The 20,780-nt window shown below is 67.5% G+C and carries 17 protein-coding genes, 1 tRNA gene and 1 pseudogene; 15 read left to right on the top strand and 4 right to left on the bottom strand.

Translation table 11 applies throughout. The features are described from left to right. Nucleotides 1-72 precede the first annotated feature (72 nt). The 10 genes from QH195_RS19265 (at nt 73) to QH195_RS19220 (ending at nt 10,090) form a co-directional block, all read left to right on the top strand. A complete protein-coding gene (locus tag QH195_RS19265; RefSeq protein WP_280436440.1) occupies nt 73-1,281 on the top strand; it encodes a DUF7373 family lipoprotein in 1,209 nt (402 codons plus the stop codon). A 299-nt stretch (nt 1,282-1,580) separates the two neighbouring features. After that, nucleotides 1,581-2,759 carry a TauD/TfdA family dioxygenase gene (locus tag QH195_RS19260; protein WP_280436439.1) on the top strand — a complete coding sequence of 393 codons (1,179 nt, stop codon included), beginning with the start codon at nt 1,581-1,583 and terminating at the stop codon, nt 2,757-2,759. Further along, nucleotides 2,731-3,741 carry an ornithine cyclodeaminase family protein gene (locus QH195_RS19255; RefSeq protein WP_280421596.1) on the top strand — a complete coding sequence of 337 codons (1,011 nt, stop codon included), beginning with the start codon at nt 2,731-2,733 and terminating at the stop codon, nt 3,739-3,741. Before QH195_RS19260 ends, QH195_RS19255 begins: the two co-directional genes overlap by 29 nt. Further along, on the top strand, nt 3,732-5,108 hold the full coding sequence (locus QH195_RS19250; RefSeq protein WP_280436438.1) for an alanine racemase: 1,377 nt from the start codon (nt 3,732-3,734) through the stop codon (nt 5,106-5,108). The genes QH195_RS19255 and QH195_RS19250 overlap by 10 nt, the downstream gene beginning before the upstream one ends. 81 nt (nt 5,109-5,189) lie before the next feature. Beyond that, nucleotides 5,190-6,284 (top strand): PLP-dependent cysteine synthase family protein, encoded by a 1,095-nt coding sequence (locus QH195_RS19245; RefSeq protein ID WP_280436437.1) that lies wholly within the window; start codon nt 5,190-5,192, stop codon nt 6,282-6,284. A 98-nt stretch (nt 6,285-6,382) separates the two neighbouring features. Continuing rightward, nucleotides 6,383-7,732, top strand: a complete 1,350-nt coding sequence (locus QH195_RS19240) for an MATE family efflux transporter (RefSeq protein ID WP_280436444.1) — start codon at nt 6,383-6,385, stop codon at nt 7,730-7,732. A 37-nt stretch (nt 7,733-7,769) separates the two neighbouring features. After that, nucleotides 7,770-8,240 (top strand): flavodoxin domain-containing protein, encoded by a 471-nt coding sequence (locus QH195_RS19235; protein WP_280436436.1) that lies wholly within the window; start codon nt 7,770-7,772, stop codon nt 8,238-8,240. Between the two features lie 241 nt (nt 8,241-8,481). Further along, entirely contained in the window at nt 8,482-8,964 is a 483-nt protein-coding gene (locus QH195_RS19230; RefSeq protein WP_280436435.1) for a hypothetical protein, read from the top strand. 78 nt (nt 8,965-9,042) lie between these two features. After that, nucleotides 9,043-9,618 carry a TerD family protein gene (locus QH195_RS19225; RefSeq protein ID WP_280421591.1) on the top strand — a complete coding sequence of 192 codons (576 nt, stop codon included), beginning with the start codon at nt 9,043-9,045 and terminating at the stop codon, nt 9,616-9,618. A gap of 34 nt (nt 9,619-9,652) precedes the next feature. Then, a complete protein-coding gene (locus QH195_RS19220; protein ID WP_280421590.1) occupies nt 9,653-10,090 on the top strand; it encodes an ester cyclase in 438 nt (145 codons plus the stop codon). Between the two features lie 69 nt (nt 10,091-10,159). On the opposite strand, the gene QH195_RS19215 is transcribed toward QH195_RS19220, so the two are convergent. From QH195_RS19215 to QH195_RS19200, 4 genes are all read right to left on the bottom strand, one after another. Further along, entirely contained in the window at nt 10,160-10,813 is a 654-nt protein-coding gene (locus QH195_RS19215) for a MazG family protein (RefSeq protein ID WP_280436443.1), read from the bottom strand. A 281-nt stretch (nt 10,814-11,094) separates the two neighbouring features. After that, nucleotides 11,095-14,709 (bottom strand): transcription-repair coupling factor, encoded by a 3,615-nt coding sequence (gene mfd, locus QH195_RS19210; protein ID WP_280436434.1) that lies wholly within the window; start codon nt 14,707-14,709, stop codon nt 11,095-11,097. A 179-nt stretch (nt 14,710-14,888) separates the two neighbouring features. Beyond that, the gene (locus QH195_RS19205) at nt 14,889-15,536 is read right to left on the bottom strand and encodes a TetR/AcrR family transcriptional regulator (RefSeq protein ID WP_280421588.1); all 648 of its coding nucleotides are present in this window, start codon (nt 15,534-15,536) and stop codon (nt 14,889-14,891) included. Nucleotides 15,537-15,698: 162 nt separating this feature from the next. Next, the gene (locus QH195_RS19200; RefSeq protein WP_280421637.1) at nt 15,699-16,361 is read right to left on the bottom strand and encodes a TetR/AcrR family transcriptional regulator; all 663 of its coding nucleotides are present in this window, start codon (nt 16,359-16,361) and stop codon (nt 15,699-15,701) included. 360 nt (nt 16,362-16,721) lie between these two features. Here QH195_RS19200 and QH195_RS19195 point away from each other — a divergent pair. The 5 genes and pseudogenes from QH195_RS19195 to QH195_RS19175 all read left to right on the top strand — a co-directional run. Then, nucleotides 16,722-16,792: transfer RNA gene (locus QH195_RS19195), tRNA-Gln, on the top strand. Nucleotides 16,793-16,836: 44 nt separating this feature from the next. Then, nucleotides 16,837-18,324 (top strand): bifunctional UDP-N-acetylglucosamine diphosphorylase/glucosamine-1-phosphate N-acetyltransferase GlmU, encoded by a 1,488-nt coding sequence (glmU, locus tag QH195_RS19190; protein WP_280421587.1) that lies wholly within the window; start codon nt 16,837-16,839, stop codon nt 18,322-18,324. After that, nucleotides 18,324-19,304, top strand: coding sequence for a ribose-phosphate diphosphokinase (locus QH195_RS19185; protein WP_280421586.1), 981 nt, complete (start codon nt 18,324-18,326; stop codon nt 19,302-19,304). Before glmU ends, QH195_RS19185 begins: the two co-directional genes overlap by 1 nt. 190 nt (nt 19,305-19,494) lie before the next feature. Then, nucleotides 19,495-19,740 carry a hypothetical protein gene (locus tag QH195_RS19180; RefSeq protein ID WP_280421585.1) on the top strand — a complete coding sequence of 82 codons (246 nt, stop codon included), beginning with the start codon at nt 19,495-19,497 and terminating at the stop codon, nt 19,738-19,740. Nucleotides 19,741-19,797: 57 nt separating this feature from the next. Next, nucleotides 19,798-20,780 (top strand): annotated as a pseudogene (locus QH195_RS19175) (hypothetical protein); the annotation flags it as partial.

Below are 20,780 nucleotides of genomic sequence, written 5' to 3'. Positions count from 1 at the left end.
GGGCCTCCCCGAGTCCACCGGACGTCGGGTAGCTTCGACACTGCAGCTTCGATCGGAACGAGGGGCCGGCCCATGGTTCGGATAACACGTTGCGGCGCCGTCATCGCGCTGGTCGCGCTACTGGTGGCCGGGCTGTCCGGATGCGGCTCGGTGGCCGGTACGCCGGTGCCGGGCGAGATCGATGTCCGCACCCTGGACGTCGGTGCCTTCCCGGTCGACCGGTTCAGTTATCCCCAGGAGGCCGGCGACCACGGCGTGCTGCTGGAGGGCATCCGGATGTCGGAGGCCGTCGCGACGAGCAGCCAGGTCGATCCGTCGCTGAAATTCGGCCGTGGGTCGAAGGTGCTGCCGGACCCGGCCACCGCGGTCGATTTCCTGGCCAATGTCTCCGAGCCGATCCTGGAGAATCGCCGGATGGTGGTCGGTTACGCCGCCAGCGGCGCGGACCAGGACGATCCCGCGGGCCAGATCCGGCCCACGTCGGACGCCACCGCGATCCAGGTGGTGGCGCTGCGATTCCCGGATGCCGGAAGCGCCGAGAAGGCGGCCGAAGAGCTGGAGGCCGCCGATATCGGTGTCTCCCCGGAGAACCGGAAGCTGCAATCGGAGAAGTATCCGGAGGCGCTGCTGCACTGGCGGCCCGGTATCGCGAATATCGGCGCGTTCCTCGCCCATGAGGAGTTCGTGATCTCACTGTTCGTCCAGCGTCCGGCGGCCGACAGCGCCGATCTGGTGTCCTGGGTGGACAGAACCCTGACCGCCCAGCTCGACCAGCTCGCACGGTTCCGACCGACACCGACGGCCGAGATCGCCGATCTGGCGGTGGATCCGGAAAACCTGCTGGCCCGGGTGGTGGTCGCCGACCGGGAGGGTCATGAGCCGGATCCGGACCAGTTCGCCGTCTACGGCCGCAACTATCTGATCAATTCGGCCGACGATCAGCCCGCCCGGGCCCGGTTGCTGGACGAATCCGGATTCGAAAGCACGGCCTACGCCGCCGGTAGTTCGGTGGCGCGGGTCCGGGATCCTGCGGGTGCGCCGATTCTGGTGAACGGTTTCATCGAATCCGCGGGTCCGGCCTACGACCCGATGCCGGCACCTGCGGAGGTGCCCGGCGCGAAATGCCTGGAGCTCAACGACTCCGGTGATCCGGAGCGCCAGTACCGGTACCGCTGTTTCGTCCCGTACAAGCGGTACGTCGGTGTGGTGTCCAGCGATGACGATACCGAGATCCGGCAGAAGACCGCGGCCCAGTACGCGCTGCTGGCGAACAGTCTGTAACCGCTCCGGTCGCTGAAGGCCGGGCGGAAAACGTTGCGGCGCGGTCCTTCTCACCATCGGCGAGTCGTCCGAAATTTGCCGCAAGGGCAGGCTAGCCTTACCGTGTTCTGCGTCTCACCGCAGCCGCAGCACCCGATGACGATACACCGGCCTACCTGTACGTTGAGCGCGTTATACGCAGCCGCTATCACACGCCGTAGTTAGGTAAGCCTTGCCAGCGCTACGGCCACGCACTAACTTCGCACATCGACTCGTCCGCACCGGTACCGCGATCCACGAATCCGAGAAGGGAAATATTGGTGAAAAGCGTTCTCTCCGAACGTAAAGCGCTTCACCCGCCCAGTATCGACGATATCGAGCGCCGGGAGTTATCCGGCACCGCCGGACAAGCGGTACGCGACCTGGCTGCCGAGATAGCCCTCACATCGGTTCGCGCTTCCGGTAACGCGGCCGGATCCCTGGCCGACCCGGCCCTGCTGGCACAGATCAGTGCCCGCGCCGGTGACCTGCCGGCCGAGGTACACACCGTCGTCCGCCCACCGGCCACCGCGGCCGGTGCCTGCATCGTTCGCGCATTACCGCTGTCCGACAGCGAAATCGGGCCCACCCCACCGGATTGGCAGACCGCGGCGCTGTGGACCGCCGACCCCGGCCGGGGGCGCGGCTCGCTCGAACTGGATATCGCCATGCTGCTGCTGGCCGCAGCGGCCGGCGAACCGTTCGGCTGGGCCGGTCAACAGGACGGGCGGCTGGTCAACAATATCGTCCCCGCGGCGGGGCACGAATTCGAACAGTCCGGCGCCAGCAGCACCGTCCTGCTCAGCCCGCATACCGAGGACGCGTTCCACCCGCTGCGCGCCAACCTGCTCATGCTCGCCTGCCTGCGCAACCCCGAATCGGTCGGCACCACGGTGTCCTCGGTGCGCCGGGTCCGGCTCACCCGCCCACAGCAGGACATCCTGCGCACACCTACGCTGCCGATCCTGCCGGATGTCTCCTACGGATCGGCATTCGAACGGGCCGATGCCATCCCGGTGCCCACCCTGTGGAGCGAATCGGGAAGCGAGGACGATCCGGATTCGCTCACAATGCGTTTCGATCCCGCCTACACCCCACTCGGCGACGCCGGCCCCGAGTTCCGGGAGGCCTACGCGCAGCTGGAACGCGAACTCGAACGCGTCTGTGTGGTGGCCGCACTGCGACCAGGTGAGCTGTTGCTGGTCGACAACGATGTCGCCGTCCACGGCCGGGTACCGTTCACTCCCCGCTACGACGGCACCGATCGCTGGCTCAAACGAGTGAATATCCGGCTACCCGAACGCCCGCGCCGTGCAGCCGAATCCAGGGAGAATGGATACGGTCAGCAGATCGTCGCACCTTTCCCGCCGGCGCCACCGCGACAGGCGGTACCGGCGCGGGAGGTGCGGGAAGAGCGGAACGGTGCAGTAGATGATCGAGGATCCATTGGGCACACGTGACCGAGCAACTCCACTGCGCGTCCTGAGCCGCAGCGACCTGGCCGATGTGCCGGTGGCTCCGGCCGAGGTGGTTCGCGCGGTGGAAGAGGCCTATATCGCCCTGGCCGCGGGTGATTCGGACAACCCACGCAAACTCAGCGTCGCCAACCCGGACGGGTGGTCGGTGGCCTATGCCATGCTGGGCCGTGACGGCCGGCGCCGGGTGGTCGCGATGAAGTCGTCGTACAAATTCGACCCCGGCCACGATCGCACCACCAAGCGCTACTACACGACAATCACGCTCTACGACGACACCACGGGCGCTCCCATCGCCATGATGGACTGCGCCCGGGTGGGTGCCCTCCGCACCCCGGCGGTGTCCGCGCTGCTGGTGCGCGAAACGCTGAGCCGGGACGCGGATTCGGTGCTGCTGATCGGCACCGGCACCCAGGGCCGCAACGCGTTGCCGCATCTGCTGGCCGCCAACCCCCAACTGCGCAAACTGATGCTGTTCGGTACCCACCCCGAGGGCATCGAAGCGGTGCACCGGCAGCTCACCGAGTACGCCCCACATGCGCTGCTGGAAACCGTGGACGACCCTTACGCGGCGGCACGGACGGCGGATGTCGTCCTGGCGACGGCCGGGCCGGGTACCGAGGTCGCGATCGAATCCGAGCATCTGAAACCGGGATCGGTGGTGGTGCTGGTGGGTTACGGTCTGGCGCCCTCGACGTTGAGCGACGCCGACCGGGTGATCGCCACCAGCGCCGAACAGATGGCCCTGACCGGCACTGATATGGCCGACGAGAACGGCGTGCTGCGCCCGGTGGACGCCGAACTGCCGCAGATCCTGAGTCGGCGCGCGGTCGCCCGCCGCCGCGCCGACGAGCGGATCTTCGTCTACAACAGCGGTCTGGTGCTCACCGATATCGCGGTGGCCCATGCGTTGGCCGAACGCGCCATCGCCGAGGGACGGGGCACGGAGGTCGAGCTATGGGATTGACCGGGGCCGATGCCCCCGCGGGCGCCGGCCCCGGTTCCCGCGGTGAGCACGCGGGGACGGTGGCCGCGCCGCTGCCCGCGCACCGTGATCCCTGGGAGGAGCAGGTGCTCGCGGATCCACACCTGCTGGCGGATATCGCTTTCGCGATCGGCGGCCCCTTCCATGTGATGTATCCGACCCGAGTGGTGGAGAACATTCGCGGCTTCCAGCGGGTTTTCGCTGCCGCGGCAGTTTCCGGCGCCGTCTTCTACGGAAAGAAGGCGAACAAGGCGGCGTGCGTCACCCGGGCCTGCGCGACCGCGGGGGCGGGGGTCGATGTATCCAGTACCGGTGAACTCGTCGCCGCGCTGGCGCAGGGAGTCCGCGGTGCGGATCTGCTGGTGACCGGGCCCGAGAAGGCCGATGAATTACATTGGCTGGCCGCCCGGCACGGTTGCCTGATCGCCGTGGACAGTCTCGGCGAGTTGAAACGTCTTTCCGCCCTGGAAATTCCGGTGCGAGTATTGCTACGGGTTCTGCCGGCGGCTTCGGCCAGCCGATTCGGAATGTCGGCGGACGAACTCGACCAGGCCGTCGCCGCGGCAGCCGAATATCCGTCGATCGCGCTACAGGGCTTCAGCTTTCATCTGTCCGGATACGATCCGATACCGCGTGCCGAATTGGCAGTCCAGTTGCTGGATCGTATTCAGCAGGCCCGGGCGCAGGGCCATCCGGCCACTACTATTTCCATCGGCGGCGGCTTCGGGGTGGACTACGTACCCGCCGAGCACTGGTCGGCGTTCCGGGAGGAAGCCAACCGCCGGTGGTTCCATTCCGGAAAAGCCTTCGAATCGTATTACCCGTACTCCTTTCCCGACGCCGGTCCGGCCATGCTGGCCGCGATCCTGGAACGTGACGACCTGACCCGCCGGCTCCGGCAGACCGGCACCACCCTGGCCGTCGAGCCGGGCCGCGCGCTGCTCGACCGGGCGGGCAGCACCGTGTTCCGCGTCCAAGGCGGGAAGACTCGCCACGAGCACGGGCAGCCGTATCGGGTACTGACGGTGGACGGTTCCAGCCTGAGCCTGTCGGAACAGTGGTTCGACAGCGAATACCTGCCCGACCCGGTGCTCTGGCCCACCGCTGCCGGAACTCCGACACCCACGGTCGTGGGCGCCGCAACCTGCCTCGAATCCGACATGCTCAGCTGGCGGCGGATCCCGCTGCCCCGCGCCGCGGAAGCCGGCGATCTGCTGATCTACCCGAATACCGCGGGCTACCAGATGGATTCCAACGAATCGCCCTTCCACGAATTACCCATTCCGCCGAAAGTGGTGCTTTCGCAGGCGCCGGGCGGCCGGTTTCGCTGGGCTCTCGATCGATCCTGACAGCCTCTTCCCATCCTGACGGTACGGCCGCCGGCCCCGGCCGCTGCGCACCGACCGCTATCGACGCCCAGGAGTTTTGCCATGCCCCTCATCACCCGCGTGACGGACCTGATCGGCCGCACCCCGCTTTTCGAATTGGCGACCACCTCGTCCGGTACCCGTCTGCTGCTCAAGCTCGAACAATTCAATCCGACGGGTGCCGCCAAGATACGGATGGCGCGGGAAATGGTTCTCGACGCGGAACGCCGGGGTTTTCTGGGCACCGGCGGGCATATCATCGAATCCACGTCCGGAAATACCGGGCTCGGCCTGGCGGTGGTGGCCGCCGAACGCGGCTACCGTTTCACCGCGGTGGTCGACCATCACGCGAGCAAGGACAAATTACGGGCTATGCGGGCAATGGGCGCTGATCTGGTCTTCGTCGCCGACGACGGTGACGACACTTTGGCCACCTCCGCCCGCGAAGACCACGCCGAGGCCATGGCGGCCGCACTACCCGACGCGTATTTCACCGAACAGCACAACAACGATGCCAACGCCGTGGGTTATTACGCCGTGGCCGAGGAATTACTGGCCGAGGTGGACCGGGTGGACATCCTGCTCTCCGCTGTCGGCACCGGCGGTTCCCTGTTCGGCACCGCGACCCGATTACGGCAGCTGGGCTGTGTACCGCATGTGATCGGCGTGGAACCGGTCGGTTCGATCGCCTTCGGCGGCCCCGGCGGGCCCTACTGGCAGTCGGGCACCGGCACCCCGCCCGGCGCCACCATCGGCACCGCTGTCGACTACGACCTGCTCGACGAAGGCGTCAAGGTCTCGGACCGGGACGCCTTCGCCACCTGCCGCGCGGTGTCCCGGCAACTCGGCCTGATGCTCGGTGGTTCGGCGGGCGGCTCCGTATATGCGGGGCTGACCAGGCTCGACGAGTTCCCGGCCGGCTCCACCGTGGTCACCATCGTGTGCGACGGCGGCGAGAAATACCTCGACACGGTGTTCGACGACGACTGGATGGCCGAACGCGATCTGCTCGACACCACCGCCGAACGCGCGGTGCACGCCCTGTTGACCCGTTATGCTCCCGCGGGCCGTGGTACACGACCGGTGCGCCCCCTCGAGCACGGCCACGACGATCACGACGATACGGAGGATTCGGACACCATGGTGCGGGCCCGGTGATCAGCACACCACTCTCCCGATATCGCCCCGACGGCCGCCGGCCGGCCGGCCCCGACGTTCGGCGACTCGCCGCCCCGGATTTCCGGCGGCTCGCCGCCCTGGCCACCCCGATCGCCCTGACCCAGCTCGCCCAGGTCGCGGTGTCCACCACCAATATCGCCCTGATGGGCAGCCTCGGCGTGCAGGCCGTAGCGGCCGGCGGGCTGGCGCTGGTGCTGTTCAATCAGATCCGGACCATGTGCGTCGGGTTGATCACCGGCAGCGGTAACCAGATCGCCGCGGCCGTGGGCGCCGCCGGGAAGCGGGGCACCGACCCCGACCCGGAGATCCGCGATGTGGTGCGGTCGAGTTTCCTGATCGCGACCGCCGCCGGGTTACTCGGCGGCGCGATACTCATCGGCCTCGGCTGGTCACTGCAATGGCTGGGTCAGGACGCCGGCGTGCTCGAACAGGCCCGGCCTCTGATGGTCGCCTTGGCTCCCGGCCTGCTGCCGTGCCTGTGGTTCCAGGTGCTGCGCCAATACACCGTCGGTATGCAGCGTCCACAGGCCCTGTTGCTCGTAACCCTCGTGTCCATCGCGGTCAACCTGGTCCTGGCGTCGAGTTTGATCCACGGCTGGGTCGGCCTGCCCGCGCTGGGCCTGACCGGTGTGGGTGTCGCGAGCTCGCTGGTCTTCCTGCTCATGTTCGTGGCCTTCTGGACAATGGTGCGCCGTGACCCCCAGCTGGGCCGTACCCTGCCGATCCGCCCGTGGCCGGTGCGCGCCACGACGGTACGCGCCGAGCTGCGGCTCGGTACCCCCATCGCACTGACCTACGGCTCCGAAGCGGGAATGTTCTCGGTACTCGCGCTCGTCATGGGCGCCCTCGGCCCGGCCGCACTGGCCGCGCACAATGTCGTCTACCAGGTGATCTACATCGTCTTCCAGGTCGCCATCGGTATCTCCCACGGTGCCTCGATCCTGGTCAGCGACAGTGTGGCGCGCGACGAAACCGCGCACGCCCGCGGCCTGGCCCGGCTGGCACTGCGGTGCGCCGGGGTGGTCGCACTGGTCACCGGTCTGGCCTATGTCTTCGTCCCACAGCTGGTGTTGCGCCCGTTCCTCGACCTGGACGATGCGGCGACCCTCGAGGTGGCCCGATCACTGCTGCTGATCGGTATCGTCCTGCAGTTCTTCGACGCGGCCCAGAACATCGGGACCGGACTGCTGCGTGGTCTGCAGGCGACGAACGCGGGGTTCCGGTTGTCGGTGGTCGGTTACTGGTTCGTCGGTCTGCCCACGGCGGTGGTGCTGGCCTTCCCCGCCGGGCTGGGGGCCGCGGGCGTGTGGTGGGGGCTGACCGCGGGCCTTGCCGCCACCGCCGTCCTGATGCTGCGCAAGTACTTCGCCCTGCTCGGCGAGCGCGACACCCTGGTGACTCCGCGACACCGGGAAACGGTGAGTTAGGATTGCCTCTCCAAAGTTGACTGGAGGGAGTGGTGAGGTGCGTATTGTCGTCCTGTTCGGTTCGGAAATGGGCACAGCGGAAAATGTGGCCGAGGCGATGGCCGAGGAACTGAGCGGCTACGAGGTCGCGGTATTCGATATGTCCGAATTCGACCTCGCCGATCTCGATCCGCAGGCCTTCCACATCGTCGTGTGCTCCACTTACGGCGAAGGCGACCTACCGACCGGCGCCGAACCCTTCTTCGAAGCCTTGGACGCACAACAACCCGATCTCACCGGCCTCCGATTCGCGGTGTTCGGCCTCGGTGATTCGGTCTACGACAGCACCTTCAACCGCGGCGGGGAGATCGCTGCCGAGAAACTCACCGCGTTGGGCGGCATCCAGGTGGGCGACCATGCGCGGCACGACGCCTCCACCGAAATAAAACCCACGGCGATGGGTCGTGAGTGGGTGCACAGCCTGCCACTCGAATCTCGTGAGTTGATGAGCGCAGGTGCGGCGGGGTAACGGCGCGCACCACAGCCGATCCGGACACGCCGACTCATTCCACCTAGCTGCCGAAGAGCCTCGCTGACCTCGTTTTCTGAGGCTGCCCTGTGCCGCACGCGGGTGTAAACCGGCCGGTTTCACCGGGTTCCGGTGCAGGTCGGGGCAGGTCCTTCTCCGACGCGTGTCGGCGCCGGGCTCTAGACTGGTGAACGGTGCGGCGCATCCTCCGCCGCAGCACGTCGATCCAGGAGGGGACGATATGGCCGCCGGAGTCAGTTCCGCCGAAAACCCAGCAACCGACCATCCCGAACTGGAAGCGCTGCCGCATTGGCCGCGGGAAACGATCGCCGTCCTGGTCACCACCGACCCGACGCCGCATGCGATCCCGGTGTCCTGGCCGGTCCGCGCCGGTGACCGGCGAATCCTGCTGAGCCTCAAGTTCGATCGCGGCTCGCTGGCCCGGCTGCGCGAGCGGCCGCAGGTGGCACTGCTGATCCTCGGCGGAAACAACGTGGCACTGTGCGCCCGTGGCTCGGCCAAGGTCATCGCCGAGGAGATGCCCGGCGCGGACGACTATGTGGCGGTCCGCCTCGACGTGGACGTCATCGACGATCACCGGCAGTCGGCGTTCGAGGTCGCCCAGGGTATTCAGCGCAATGTTCTCGACGACAGCGAACTACGTGCCCTGGAACACCGGGTGGCGACACTGCAATCGTGGGCGGAGAACGAACAGCTGGTCTGAGCTCGGTCGCTGGGGCGGCCGGTCCGGTGCTCCCGCGCAATCAATATCCGGCGCCACGGCGTCGCGGGGAAGGAGATCATGAGCGTCACTCTGGCCAAGGGCGGCAACGTCTCGCTGTCCAAACAGGCCCCCAACCTGACCAAGATCGCTGTCGGACTCGGCTGGGATGTGCGCACCACCATGGGCGCCGATTACGACCTCGATGCCAGCGCCCTGGCCACCGGTCCGAATATGAAGGTCCTCTCGGATCAGCATTTCATCTTCTACAACAACCTCCGTTCCCCGGAGGGCACCATCGAACACACCGGCGACAATCTCACCGGTGAGGGCGACGGGGACGACGAGGTGATCAATGTCGATCTGGCCAATACACCGGAGACGATCACCAATATCTTCTTCCCGGTCTCCATTCACGAGGCCGACCAGCGCGGGCAGTCCTTCGGTCAGATTCGCAACGCCTATATCCGCGTCGTCGACCTGAACACCGGCGCGGAACTGGCCCGCTACGACCTGTCCGAGGACGCGTCGACCGAAACCGCCATGGTGTTCGGGGAACTCTATCGCCGCGGGGGCGAATGGAAGTTCCGCGCGATCGGCCAGGGATACGCATCGGGTCTGGCGGGAATCGCCCGCGACTACGGTGTGAACGTCTAGCCGGGCTCCGTGAGGCATCCCGGAGGAGTTCTGCATGACGCACACCGACGCCGCGGTCACACACAACATTTCGCTGATCCGATACGCATACGAATGCCTGGGCGCCGGCGACCTCGACGCCTGCGTCGACCTTCTCGACGAGAACTTCATCGCGAATGTCCCCGGCCGGCGCGAGCCGTTGCACGGTCGCGATCCTTGGAGACGGGCCGCGGAATCGATCGCCACCGCGTTTCCGGATCTGCGCTACGACATCGAGGATATCTTCGGCGCCGGGGACCGGGTAACGGTGCGGCTCCGACTGGTCGGCACGCACACCGGACCGTTCGGGGACAGCCCCGCCACTCACCGGCCGGTCGAGTTCACCAGTATCGGCATCTACCGGGTTTCCGGCAATCGCATTGCCGAGGAATGGATCTCACCCGACCGGCTCTGGCTGGTACAGCAGGTGTCCGCCGGCCCGGATCGGCCATGACGCGCGGCCGACGGAATCCGGGGCGGCGCGAGTGCTGCCGCCAGGATTCGGCGAAAACCTGTTCGACGACTACGCGGGCGCGTCGTCGGGCCAATACCGACGCCAGTCTTCGGCAGTGAGCGGAAGGCGGGCACCGCGGCGGATTTCGGCGGTGTCCTCCGCGCGCCGGATCGCGGCGGCGAAGTTCACGGTGGCCTTGCGCAAATGCTCTTCGGCACTCACCGTGCCGCCCAGCCGGATAACGCACAGGTCGGCCGGGATCAGATCGTCCGGTAGCCCCGCCCGGGCGCTGCGGGAACGGATCTTCTCCGCGAGCGCCAGAGCGGGCTGCGCCATGGCGATTCCGTCGAGACAGGAACGTCGGGATTTCTCCGCGGTTTTCCTTTCCTCCCAGGCCTTTTCCTGCGCGGCCACCTTCTCGGTCACCGAGGCGTGCGGGTCGAACCCGGCCGCCGCCGGGTCCGCGAGATGGGGGCTGCGGTTCACCAATTTGGCCACCAGCGCGGCGGCGACATCGTCGATGGTGAATTCGCCGGCCGCCTCGGCGATCCGGGAGTGGAACAGCACCTGCAGCAGCAGATCGCCGAGTTCCTCGCGGATGGTGCCGGGGTCGTCCTCCTGGATGGCGTCGAGGAGTTCGTAGGTCTCCTCGAGGAGATACGGACGCAGCGAATCGTGGGTCTGGGTGACCTCCCACCCGCCGAATCGCCAGAGCCGGTCCATCACCTCGACCGCTTCGGACAACCCCGCCGCCACACTCGCCGTTTCCGCTTCCAGAACCCCCGGCGTGGGACGCTGCGACTGCGCTCCGGGTCGCGCCCGGCCCGCGGGCCGCCCCGATCCCGGATCGGCAGAGTCGGACTCGCCCGGCTCGGTTCCCGCTCGAGCAGAGTCGAACTGCTCGGGCTGTCCCTGAACACCGGCCGACCCGTCACGCTGCACGACGGCCCGCCGCGGCGCAGCGCCCTTACTCGCGTCGGGGGCGGGAAGGCTCGGATCGGAGGTCATCGTGCCGGTGACACCTCGGCCGCGACGGTGAGATCCACCGCGCCGGCGGCTTTACCGTCCAGGGCGAGCAGCAGATCCGCGAGGTACTGCAGCAGGGCGATATCGCGGAGCCGGTCGGCGCCCACGCTGTCCTGTACGCGGGGTAGCGGCAGCTGCACCACCCCGCTGGCGGCGCGATAGGTGGCGCTGGGGTAGATCCGCTTGAGCCGCATCTGCTTCGAATCGGGCAACGACATCGGGGAGATTTTGACCGTGGTACCGGTGACGGCGATTTCGGTGACCCCGTACTCGCGGGCGAGCAACCGCAGTTTGGCCACCGAAACCAGCCGCCCCACCTCCACCGGCAGCGGGCCGTAGCGGTCGAGGAGTTCCTCCACCACCGCGGCCAATGCCGGATCATCGTGGGCGGCGGCCAGTTTCCGGTACGCCTCCAGGCGCAGGCGATCGCTGGCGATGTAGTCGGGCGGGATATGCGCGTCCACCGGCAGGTCGATACGGACCTCTTTGGTTTCCTCGGTGGTGATCGGTTTACCGTCGGCGGCCGCCCGGTAGGCCTCCACGGCCTCCCCCACCAGCCGCACGTACAGATCGAATCCGACACCGGCCACATGCCCGGACTGCTCGGCACCGAGCACGTTACCGGCGCCGCGGATCTCCAAATCCTTCATGGCGACCGCCATACCGGCGCCGAGGTCGGAGTTCTGCGCGATGGTGGCGAGACGGTCGTAGGCGGTTTCGGTGAGCGGTTTCTCCGCCGGGTACAGGAAGTAGGCGTATCCGCGTTCCCGGCTGCGACCCACCCGGCCGCGCAGCTGGTGTAGCTGCGAAAGTCCGAGGGTATCGGCGCGTTCCACGATCAGCGTGTTGGCGTTGGAGATGTCGAGGCCGGTCTCGATGATCGTGGTACACACCAGTACGTCGTATTCGCGCTGCCAGAATCCTTGGACGGTACGTTCGAGTGTGTCCTCGTTCATCTGCCCGTGTGCCACCACCACGCGGGCCTCCGGCACCAGCTCCCGGATCCGGCGGGCGGCCTTCTCGATGGACGACACGCGGTTGTGCACATAGAACACCTGGCCGTCACGTAGCAGTTCGCGCCGGATGGCGGCGGTGACCTGCTTGTCGTTGTAACCGCCGACGTAGGTGAGCACCGGATGGCGTTCCTCGGGCGGGGTCAGGATGGTCGACATCTCCCGGATCCCGGCGAGGCTCATCTCCAGGGTGCGCGGGATCGGCGTGGCCGACATGGTGAGTACGTCCACGTGGGTGCGCAGGGCCTTGATGTGCTCTTTGTGTTCCACACCGAAGCGCTGTTCCTCGTCCACGATCACCAGGCCGAGGTTCTTCCAGCGCACCCCGGTCTGCAGCAGCCGGTGGGTGCCGACGACGATATCCACCTCCCCCTCGGCCATCCCGGTGAGCACTTCACGGGATTCCGCGGGGTCGGTGAACCGGGACAGGCCCTTCACGGTGACCGGGAACCCGGCGAGCCGCTCGGTGAAGGTCTGCAGATGCTGCTGGGCGAGCAGTGTCGTCGGCACCAGGACGACCACCTGTTTACCGTCCTGCACCGCCTTGAACGCCGCCCGCACCGCGATCTCGGTCTTGCCGTAGCCGACATCGCCGCAGACCACCCGGTCCATCGGCACCGGTTTCTCCATATCCGCTTTCACATCGGAGATGGCGGTGAGCTGATCGACGGTTTCGGTGAATACGAACGCGTCCTCCATCTCCCGCTGCCACGGTGTGTCCGGGCCGAAGGCATGGCCGGGCGCGGCCTGCCGGGCGGCATACAGCTGCACCAGTTCGCCCGCGATCTCCCGGACCGCCTTGCGGGCCTTGCGCTTGGTATTCGCCCAGTCCGCCCCGCCCAGCCTCGACAGGCTGGGCAGTTCCCCGCCGACATACCGGGACAGCTGGTCCAGCGATTCCATCGGCACATACAGCCGGTCACCCGGCTGGCCGCGTTTACTCGGCGCGTACTCGATCACCAGGTACTCGCGCCGTGCGCCACCGACCGTACGTTCGATCATCTCCACGAACCGGCCGATACCGTGCTGGTCGTGCACCACCATGTCACCGGCGTTCAACGCCAGCGGATCCACCTGGTTGCGGCGTTTGGCGGGTAGGCGTTTGCCGTCGCCCGGCGCGGTCACCCGGTTTCCGGTGAGATCGGATTCCGCGACCACCACCAGGCCGGCGTCGCCGAAGATCACCCCGTCGTGCAGCGAACCGCACAGCACCCCCACCACACCGGGCACCGGTTCCGCACCGGCCGCCAGCTGCGCGGCGGGCACCTCCGCCTCACCGAGACGTTCCAGTGTGCGCTGAGCCGTACCGTGACCGGCCAGCACCACCACCGCCCGCCCACCGGTCGTGACGTGGGCGCGCAGCGAGGCGAAGATCGTCGCCACCAATTCGTCGGAACCGCGGGCGGTGGGCCCGCTCTGCACCGGCAGCTCGATCTCGGCGGAATCACCGGTAGCCAGCGGGCTCAACGTCCACCAGGGCAGTTCGCGGCTGTCGGCGCTGTCGCGGATCTGGGTCAGCGGGCGATACGCCGACGCCGCCAGATCCAGGCCGTGCGCACCCATCGGGGCATCTGCCCCGAACGAGGCCGCCGTCCACGACGCCTCCAGGAACTCCTCACCGGTGCGCATCAGATCGGCGGCGCGGGTTCGGACCTTCTCCGGATCGCAGACCAGCAGATGGGTGCCGCCGGGCAACTGTTCGGTGAGCAGTCTCAGCTCACCCGGTTGCAGTACCGGCAGCAGCGCCTCCATCCCCTCGACGGGGATGCCCTCGGCCAGTTTGTCCAGCATCTCCACGAGCGCGGCATCCGCGGTATTCGCCGCCGCCACCGCGGCCGCCCGCTCCCGCACGTCGGCCGTGAGCAGCAGTTCCCGGCACGGGGACGCCACGACGGCGGACAGCGAATCCTCCCCCAGCGACCGCTGGTCGGCCACCGAGAACGCGCGCAGCTCCGTGATCTCGTCGCCCCAGAACTCCACACGCACCGGATGGTCCGCGGTGGGCGGGAAGAGATCGAGGATGCCGCCGCGCACCGCGAACTCCCCGCGCTTCCCGACCATATCCACCCGGGTGTAGGCGAATTCCACCAGCCGCGCGACCAATTCGTCGAAATCGGCCTCGGCGCCGATCCGCAGCACGATCGGCTCGATATCGCCCAGTCCGGCCGCCATCGGCTGCATCAGCGAACGCACCGTGGTCACCACGACGCGTAACGGCTCCGGGTACACCGGATCGTCGGGATGGGCCAGCCGGCGCAGCACCTCCAGGCGGCGCCCGACGGTATCGGCACCCGGCGACAGCCGCTCGTGCGGCAGGGTCTCCCAGGAGGGGAACTGCGCGACCGCGGGCCCCAGCATCTCGGTGAGCTCGAGGGTCAGATCATCGGCCTCGCGACCGGTCGCGGTGACCACGACCACCGGCCGCTCGGCGGCGACGGTGGCCGCGACGAACGACCGCGCCGCGCTCGGTGCCACCAATTCGACCGGCGACCGGCCGAGCATCCCGGAAACGGTCCGCAACGCGGTATCGGCACCGGCTGCCGAAGCCAGTCCCGCCAGTGGTGGACGAGGGGCAGACATTCTTCTCTCCTGACCGCGAACGAGGACGATTCCACCGGGCCAGCCGAGTCTATAGGTGCTGCATCGGGGCGCCGTCTCCGGCGTCGCAGGGTCCGGGCCTGTCAACCCTGGTCTTCGTCCTCCGCTGTGTCACCGGTATCGCCTTCGGCGGCGGGAGACCGGTGCCGCTGTACCGAGGGCTACGGCACGTAGCGACGGAGGCGCCGGGCGGCGAACTCGCGGAAGTACGAGACCTTGTCTTCCGGCACGATCGACGGGATCAGGAAATACCAGGCCCGTTCCATGCGCGAGGCCATCTGGTCCATCGATTCGGTGCCGACCGCGACGATATGCATACCGGTGGTGAGCCCGTACAGCAGCAGGCCGATGGTTTCCGGGTCGAGATCCGGGAGCAGATCGCCCTGCGCGATCGCCTTCTCGGCGAGCATCCGGTACGTCTCACCCCACATCTTGGCGATGTTGTCGCCGTTGGCGCCGCGGTAGTCGCCGATCTGATGGGTCAGTTTGAGCATCGCGCCGACCATCGGATCGTTCATCGACAGATCCGCCACCACGTAGGTGATACCGATCGCCGCTTCCAGAGCCGGTACCCGGGAATCGAAGAAACCCTTGCAGGAGGCGGTCAGCCGCTCCTGACCCTGGTCCACCACGGCGCGGGCCAATTCTTCCTTGGACCCGAAATGAAAGTACAAGGCGCCCTTGGTCACATTGGACTGCGCGATGATCTCGCTGAGGCTCGCATTGGCGTAGCCCAAGCGCAGAAAGACATCGGCAGCGCCGGCCAAGACCGAATCGCGGGTTATCTCCGCGCGCGCTTGCCTAGCCATCAGCTCCGCCTGTCATCCCAATAACCAGCCATCCTGAAGTAGACCGACATTGTCGAAGTAGACCGACTTACCGCCCGAACAGCACCCAAAGGATGGGTGAACCGTACCATCCGTGCCGGGTACGGTTCTCGATTCGACGGCCCGCCGGAATTCGCGGGCAGTTCACGCACGGTTCTCCGAACTGCCCTGCCCGCCGGGCGAGTTCGCCGGGCGCGACCCCGGGACGGCGGGCCGTTCCGAGCTCAGTTGCGGGTCGGCCTCGAGGTGGCTGAGCCCGTTCCAGCACAGGTTGACCAGGTGCGCGGCCACCACTTCTTTGGACGGACTGCGCACGTCCAGCCACCAGGTGGCGGTGGTGGCCACCATCCCGACCAGTGCCTGGGCGTACAGACCCGCGAGGCTGGTGTCGAACCCACGCCGATCGAAATCACCGGCCAGCAGGTGCGCGACCTGGTTGACCGCTTCGTTGAGCAGGCTCGAATACCGGCCGTCGGTCGAGGAGACCGGCTGGTCGCGCACCAGGATCCGGAAGCCGTCGGTGCGCTGCTCTATATAGGTGAGCAGCGCGAGCGCCACCTGTTCGAGGCGCACCCGGGATCTGTTGTTGGTGAGTGAGGACGTGATCATATCGAGCAACATCGACATCTCGCGGTCGACCACCACCGCGTACAGGCCCTCTTTTCCGCCGAAATGCTCGTAGACGACGGGCTTGGAGACCTGGGCACGCAGGGCTATCTCCTCGATGGAGGTGGCGTCGTATCCCCGTTCGGCGAACAGCGCCCGCCCGATCTCGATCAACTGCTGGCGCCGCTGCGTACCGGTCATCCGCTGCCGAGCCGGTGGAACCTGCTCGGCGATCTCCTTCGCACCCCCACCGGCCGGTGACTCCCCGACCGTTCGCGGCTCTCCCGACGACACGTTCCCGCCTCCCTGGTTACCGGGGCCACCGACCCGGCCCGATCCGGACCGGCGACCAAAACCATCGAGAACAACTGTCTCAGACCTGCCGAGACCGGGGTCACGCGGGCATGCTGTGCGCCCGCCCGGCACGGCGGGAACGCGGCTGTGGGACCCGCCCGGCGGGACACCGGCCCTCACGGTTCGACGAAAACCGGGGTGGCATGCGAGTATCGTTGCCGTGCCGGGGCACAGCGGAGGGTTACCGACAACCCACCGATGTGACAGTCCGCCGTAGTGTAATGGCAGCACCTCTGATTTTGGTTCAGATAGTTCAGGTTCGAGTCCTGGCGGCGGAGCAGCTCGCGTGCACGATGACCCATCGTCGGCCCGAGGGAGATTCATGCCACAGCAGACCGCCGTCATCGTGCTCGCCGCAGGTGCCGGCACGAGAATGCGGTCGAAGACGCCCAAGGTGCTGCACCCGCTGGCCGGGCGCAGCATGCTGGCGCATGCCCTGTACGCCGCCCACTCCATCGAGCCCCGGCATCTGGTGACGGTGATCGGGCACGATCGCGAGCAGGTCGGCGCGGCCGCGGCGGCGGTGGCCCACGAACTGGCCCGCGAAATCGTGCCGGTGGTGCAGGAGCAGCAACTGGGTACAGGGCATGCGGTACAGGTGGGCCTCACCGGCCTGCCCGCCGATTTCACCGGCGATGTGATCGTCACCTCCGGTGATGTCCCGCTGCTGGACGGCCACACCCTGTCCGCGCTGCTCGACGAGCATCGCAGTTATCCGGACCGGCCGGCCGTCACGGTCCTCACCTTCGTCCCGGACGACCCCAACGGTTACGGGCGTATCGTCCGCGATGCCGACGGCGAGGTCGCCGAGATCGTCGAGCACGCCGACGCGACGCCCGAGCAGGCCGCCATCACCGAGGTGAACTCCGGTGTGTACGCCTTCGATGTCGCCGTCCTGCGCACCATGCTCGGCCGGCTGTCCACCGCCAACGCCCAGCACGAGCTGTATCTGACAGATGTCCTGAAACTCGCCCGTGAGGCGGGCTACCCCGTGCAGGGCGCCCGGTTGGTGGATTCGGCCAAGGTCACCGGCGTCAACGACCGGGTACAACTGGCTGCCGCGGCCCGCACACTCAACCGCTACATCGTGGAGCGCCATATGCGTGCCGGGGTGACGATCGTCGACCCGGCGTCCACCTGGATCGACACCGATGTCCGGATCGGCCGCGATACCGTCGTGCGCCCCGGAGTCCAATTGCTGGGCACGACGGTGATCGGTGAGGACGCGGAGATCGGCCCGGACACCACGCTCACCAATTCGGAGATCGGTGACGGCGCCCGGGTCATCCGCACGCACGGCGAAGGCGCGAAAGTCGACGCAAATGCGACAGTCGGGCCGTTCAGTTATCTGCGGCCGGGCACCATATTGGGCGAATCGGGCAAAATCGGCGCATTCGTCGAGACCAAGAATGTCGATATCGGCAGGCATACCAAGGTTCCGCATCTCACCTATATCGGCGACGCCACCATCGGTGAGCACAGCAACATCGGAGCATCCAGCGTTTTCGTGAACTACGACGGGGTGGGCAAGCACCGCACGGTCGTCGGATCCCATGTCCGCACCGGCAGCGATACGATGTTCGTCGCACCGGTGACCGTGGGTGACGGTGCATATACCGGAGCGGGTACTGTGCTGCGGGAAGACGTCCCGCCGGGCGCGCTCGCCGTGTCCGGGGGTACGCAGCGCAATATCGAAAACTGGGTGCAGCGGAAACGTCCAGGTACCGCTGCAGCGAATGCGGCGGCGAAGGCACTCGCGGCCGATGATTTACCGGATCGGGCAACAGAGCTTAAGGATGGCAACCAGTAGTGACCGCGTCATGGATCGACAACCAGAAGAACCTGATGCTCTTCGCCGGACGGTCGCACCCAGAACTGGCCGAGCAGGTGGCCAAGGAATTGGACGTAGAGGTCACCCCGCAGACCGCGCGTGATTTCGCGAACGGGGAGATCTTCGTCCGTTTCGAGGAGTCGGTTCGCGGTTCCGACGCCTTCGTATTGCAGAGCTTCCCGGCACCGCTGAACCAGTGGCTGATGGAACAGCTCATCATGATCGACGCGCTCAAGCGCGGTTCGGCCAAGCGGATCACCGCGATCCTGCCGTTCTACCCCTACGCCCGCCAGGACAAGAAGCACCGCGGCCGCGAACCGATCTCCGCCCGGCTCGTGGCCGATCTGCTCAAAACCGCCGGCGCCGACCGCATCGTGACGGTCGACCTGCACACCGATCAGATCCAGGGCTTCTTCGACGGCCCGGTGGACCATATGCACGCCCAGCTGCAGCTCGCGGAGTACATCCGCAACAACTACAGCCTGGACAACATCACCGTCGTCTCCCCCGATTCCGGCCGTGTCCGGGTGGCGGAGAAATGGGCGGATTCGCTGGGCGGGTCGCCGCTGGCGTTCATCCACAAAACCCGTGACCCGCTGGTTCCGAACCAGGTGAAGTCCAATCGCGTGGTCGGTGAGGTCGAGGGCCGCACCTGCATTCTGATCGACGATATGATCGACACCGGTGGCACCATCGCCGGCGCGGTGAATGTCCTGCGTGAAGCGGGTGCCGGTGATGTGGTCATCGCCGCGACGCACGGTGTGCTGAGTGCCCCCGCCGCCGAACGGCTGGCCTCTTGCGGTGCCCGGGAAGTCGTGGTGACCAATACCCTGCCGATCACCGAGGACAAGAAGTTCCCGCAGCTCACGGTCCTGTCCATCGCGCCGCTGCTGGCCCGCACGATCCGCGAGGTGTTCGAGAACGGCTCGGTGACCGGGCTGTTCAACGGCAACGCCTGATCCACGGCGGGTAATCCCGGATATCTGTCGCACGGCCCCGGACCGATCGGTCCGGGGCCGTTGTGTGCTTCCGGTGCGCCGCCCGTGGTGCCGTATGCAGTCCGTTGCTCGCCATCGCGTCTCGGGAAGGGCTCGCCAGCGCTGGTCGCGGTCTCTCGACGTGGGCCCGGAGCGGCGCATACTGGGTGGTATGGATCGCGAACCACGAGAGCCCGATATGGGCGACGACGACCAATTGGACGAGGTCCGCGCCTATGAACGCAATATCGAGGACCCGCCGGACGACCTGCGAATCCGCAACCGGGAAGGCGGCGACGACCGGCTGGGCACAACCGAGGAGCCGGCCGAGGAATCGGGCCGCGGCGACGGGTCCGGCGAGGACAACCGCCCCGCCGAGGCCGCCGCCATCCATATCGAGGACGAACCCGAAAGCTGACGCTCCCCCACCGCGGTACCGACTACGAGCCCTCGACGATACGACCGAGGAGACGTGATGAGCACACCGCAGGACCCGCGCAACCCCGGCGAACCGCCGCGAGACTCCGGCGAGCCGCCGCAGCAGAACCGGCCACCGCAGTCGCACGGCGGGCCGGAACAACATCACGGCGAGCCGCCGTTGGACAGCGACCCCGAGCCGGACGGCCCCGGTCCCGGCGAGCGACCGGCCGGCAACCGGACGCCCGAAGCACCGGACGAACCGTTCGTCACGCCCTCCGCACCGCAACCGCCGGACCGAACACAGACCCCCCGGCATGCCGCGCAACCGCCGGACGAACCCGGCGCCGCGGCCGGAGCCCCGCATCCCCCGTCGCAGTCCGGTGACCAGCCTCTATCAGGTGCAGAACCGGTCGGGTCGGATCGGCCCGTGTCCGGGGAGACGCCGATATCTTCCGATGACCCGCCCACCGAATATCTCCCGAAGATCCTGCACCGCGAGTCGTCCGGCACCGGTTCGCACCGCACCGGCGCCGCAGCCGGACCGGAGAGCCCCGAGTCCGGTGTGAGCAGCCCGGCCGACGATCACCCCACCCAGATGTTGCCCAAACAGCCCGGGCAGCCAGAGGAATCCGGTGCCGAGGCACCGCGAATGGACAAAGGGACCGCGGCCTACGCCCACGGGTGGCAGCCGAGTTCGTCCGAACAGCAACCGGGTCACCAGCCGATGGGCGAAGTTCCACCGCAGGCGTGGTCCGCACAGCCCGAGGAACAAGAACCGGGCCAGGCCTGGCAGCCGCAGTCACCTGGGCAGCAGCCCGGGTACTCGCAGCCGGGCGGCGCCCCGTATCCGCCGCCCGGCGCATACGGCGGTCGTACCGAGCAGCCAGGAGACCGATCCGGTTGGGAGACCCCACCTTCCGAGCAATCCGGCTGGGGCACCGGCCAGGCCGGACAACAAGGATGGGGCGCCGACCAGCCCGGCGGCCAAGGATGGGGCGCCGACCAGCCCCGGCAACAGGGATGGAGCGGCGGACAGCC

The sequence above is a fragment of the Nocardia carnea genome (genome assembly GCF_029868855.1).
Taxonomy (GTDB): Bacteria; Actinomycetota; Actinomycetes; order Mycobacteriales; family Mycobacteriaceae; genus Nocardia; species Nocardia carnea_A.
The sequence above is the reverse complement of the archived record's forward strand: the minus strand, read 5'-3'. Positions and strand labels throughout refer to the sequence as shown.

Bases quoted from the DNA above. Each gene is read 5' to 3' on its own strand.
- QH195_RS19215 (WP_280436443.1), bottom strand. From the start codon at position 10,813: ATGGACCGGCTCTGGCGATTCGGCGGGTGGGAGGTCACCCAGACCCAC.
- QH195_RS19205 (WP_280421588.1), bottom strand. From the start codon at position 15,536: ATGGCTAGGCAAGCGCGCGCGGAGATAACCCGCGATTCGGTCTTGGCC.
- QH195_RS19225 (WP_280421591.1), top strand. From the start codon at position 9,043: ATGAGCGTCACTCTGGCCAAGGGCGGCAACGTCTCGCTGTCCAAACAG.
- glmU (WP_280421587.1), top strand. From the start codon at position 16,837: ATGCCACAGCAGACCGCCGTCATCGTGCTCGCCGCAGGTGCCGGCACG.
- QH195_RS19245 (WP_280436437.1), top strand. From the start codon at position 5,190: ATGCCCCTCATCACCCGCGTGACGGACCTGATCGGCCGCACCCCGCTT.
- QH195_RS19255 (WP_280421596.1), top strand. From the start codon at position 2,731: ATGATCGAGGATCCATTGGGCACACGTGACCGAGCAACTCCACTGCGC.
- QH195_RS19200 (WP_280421637.1), bottom strand. From the start codon at position 16,361: ATGACCGGTACGCAGCGGCGCCAGCAGTTGATCGAGATCGGGCGGGCG.
- QH195_RS19180 (WP_280421585.1), top strand. From the start codon at position 19,495: ATGGATCGCGAACCACGAGAGCCCGATATGGGCGACGACGACCAATTG.
- mfd (WP_280436434.1), bottom strand. From the start codon at position 14,709: ATGTCTGCCCCTCGTCCACCACTGGCGGGACTGGCTTCGGCAGCCGGT.
- QH195_RS19265 (WP_280436440.1), top strand. From the start codon at position 73: ATGGTTCGGATAACACGTTGCGGCGCCGTCATCGCGCTGGTCGCGCTA.
- QH195_RS19220 (WP_280421590.1), top strand. From the start codon at position 9,653: ATGACGCACACCGACGCCGCGGTCACACACAACATTTCGCTGATCCGA.
- QH195_RS19250 (WP_280436438.1), top strand. From the start codon at position 3,732: ATGGGATTGACCGGGGCCGATGCCCCCGCGGGCGCCGGCCCCGGTTCC.
- QH195_RS19230 (WP_280436435.1), top strand. From the start codon at position 8,482: ATGGCCGCCGGAGTCAGTTCCGCCGAAAACCCAGCAACCGACCATCCC.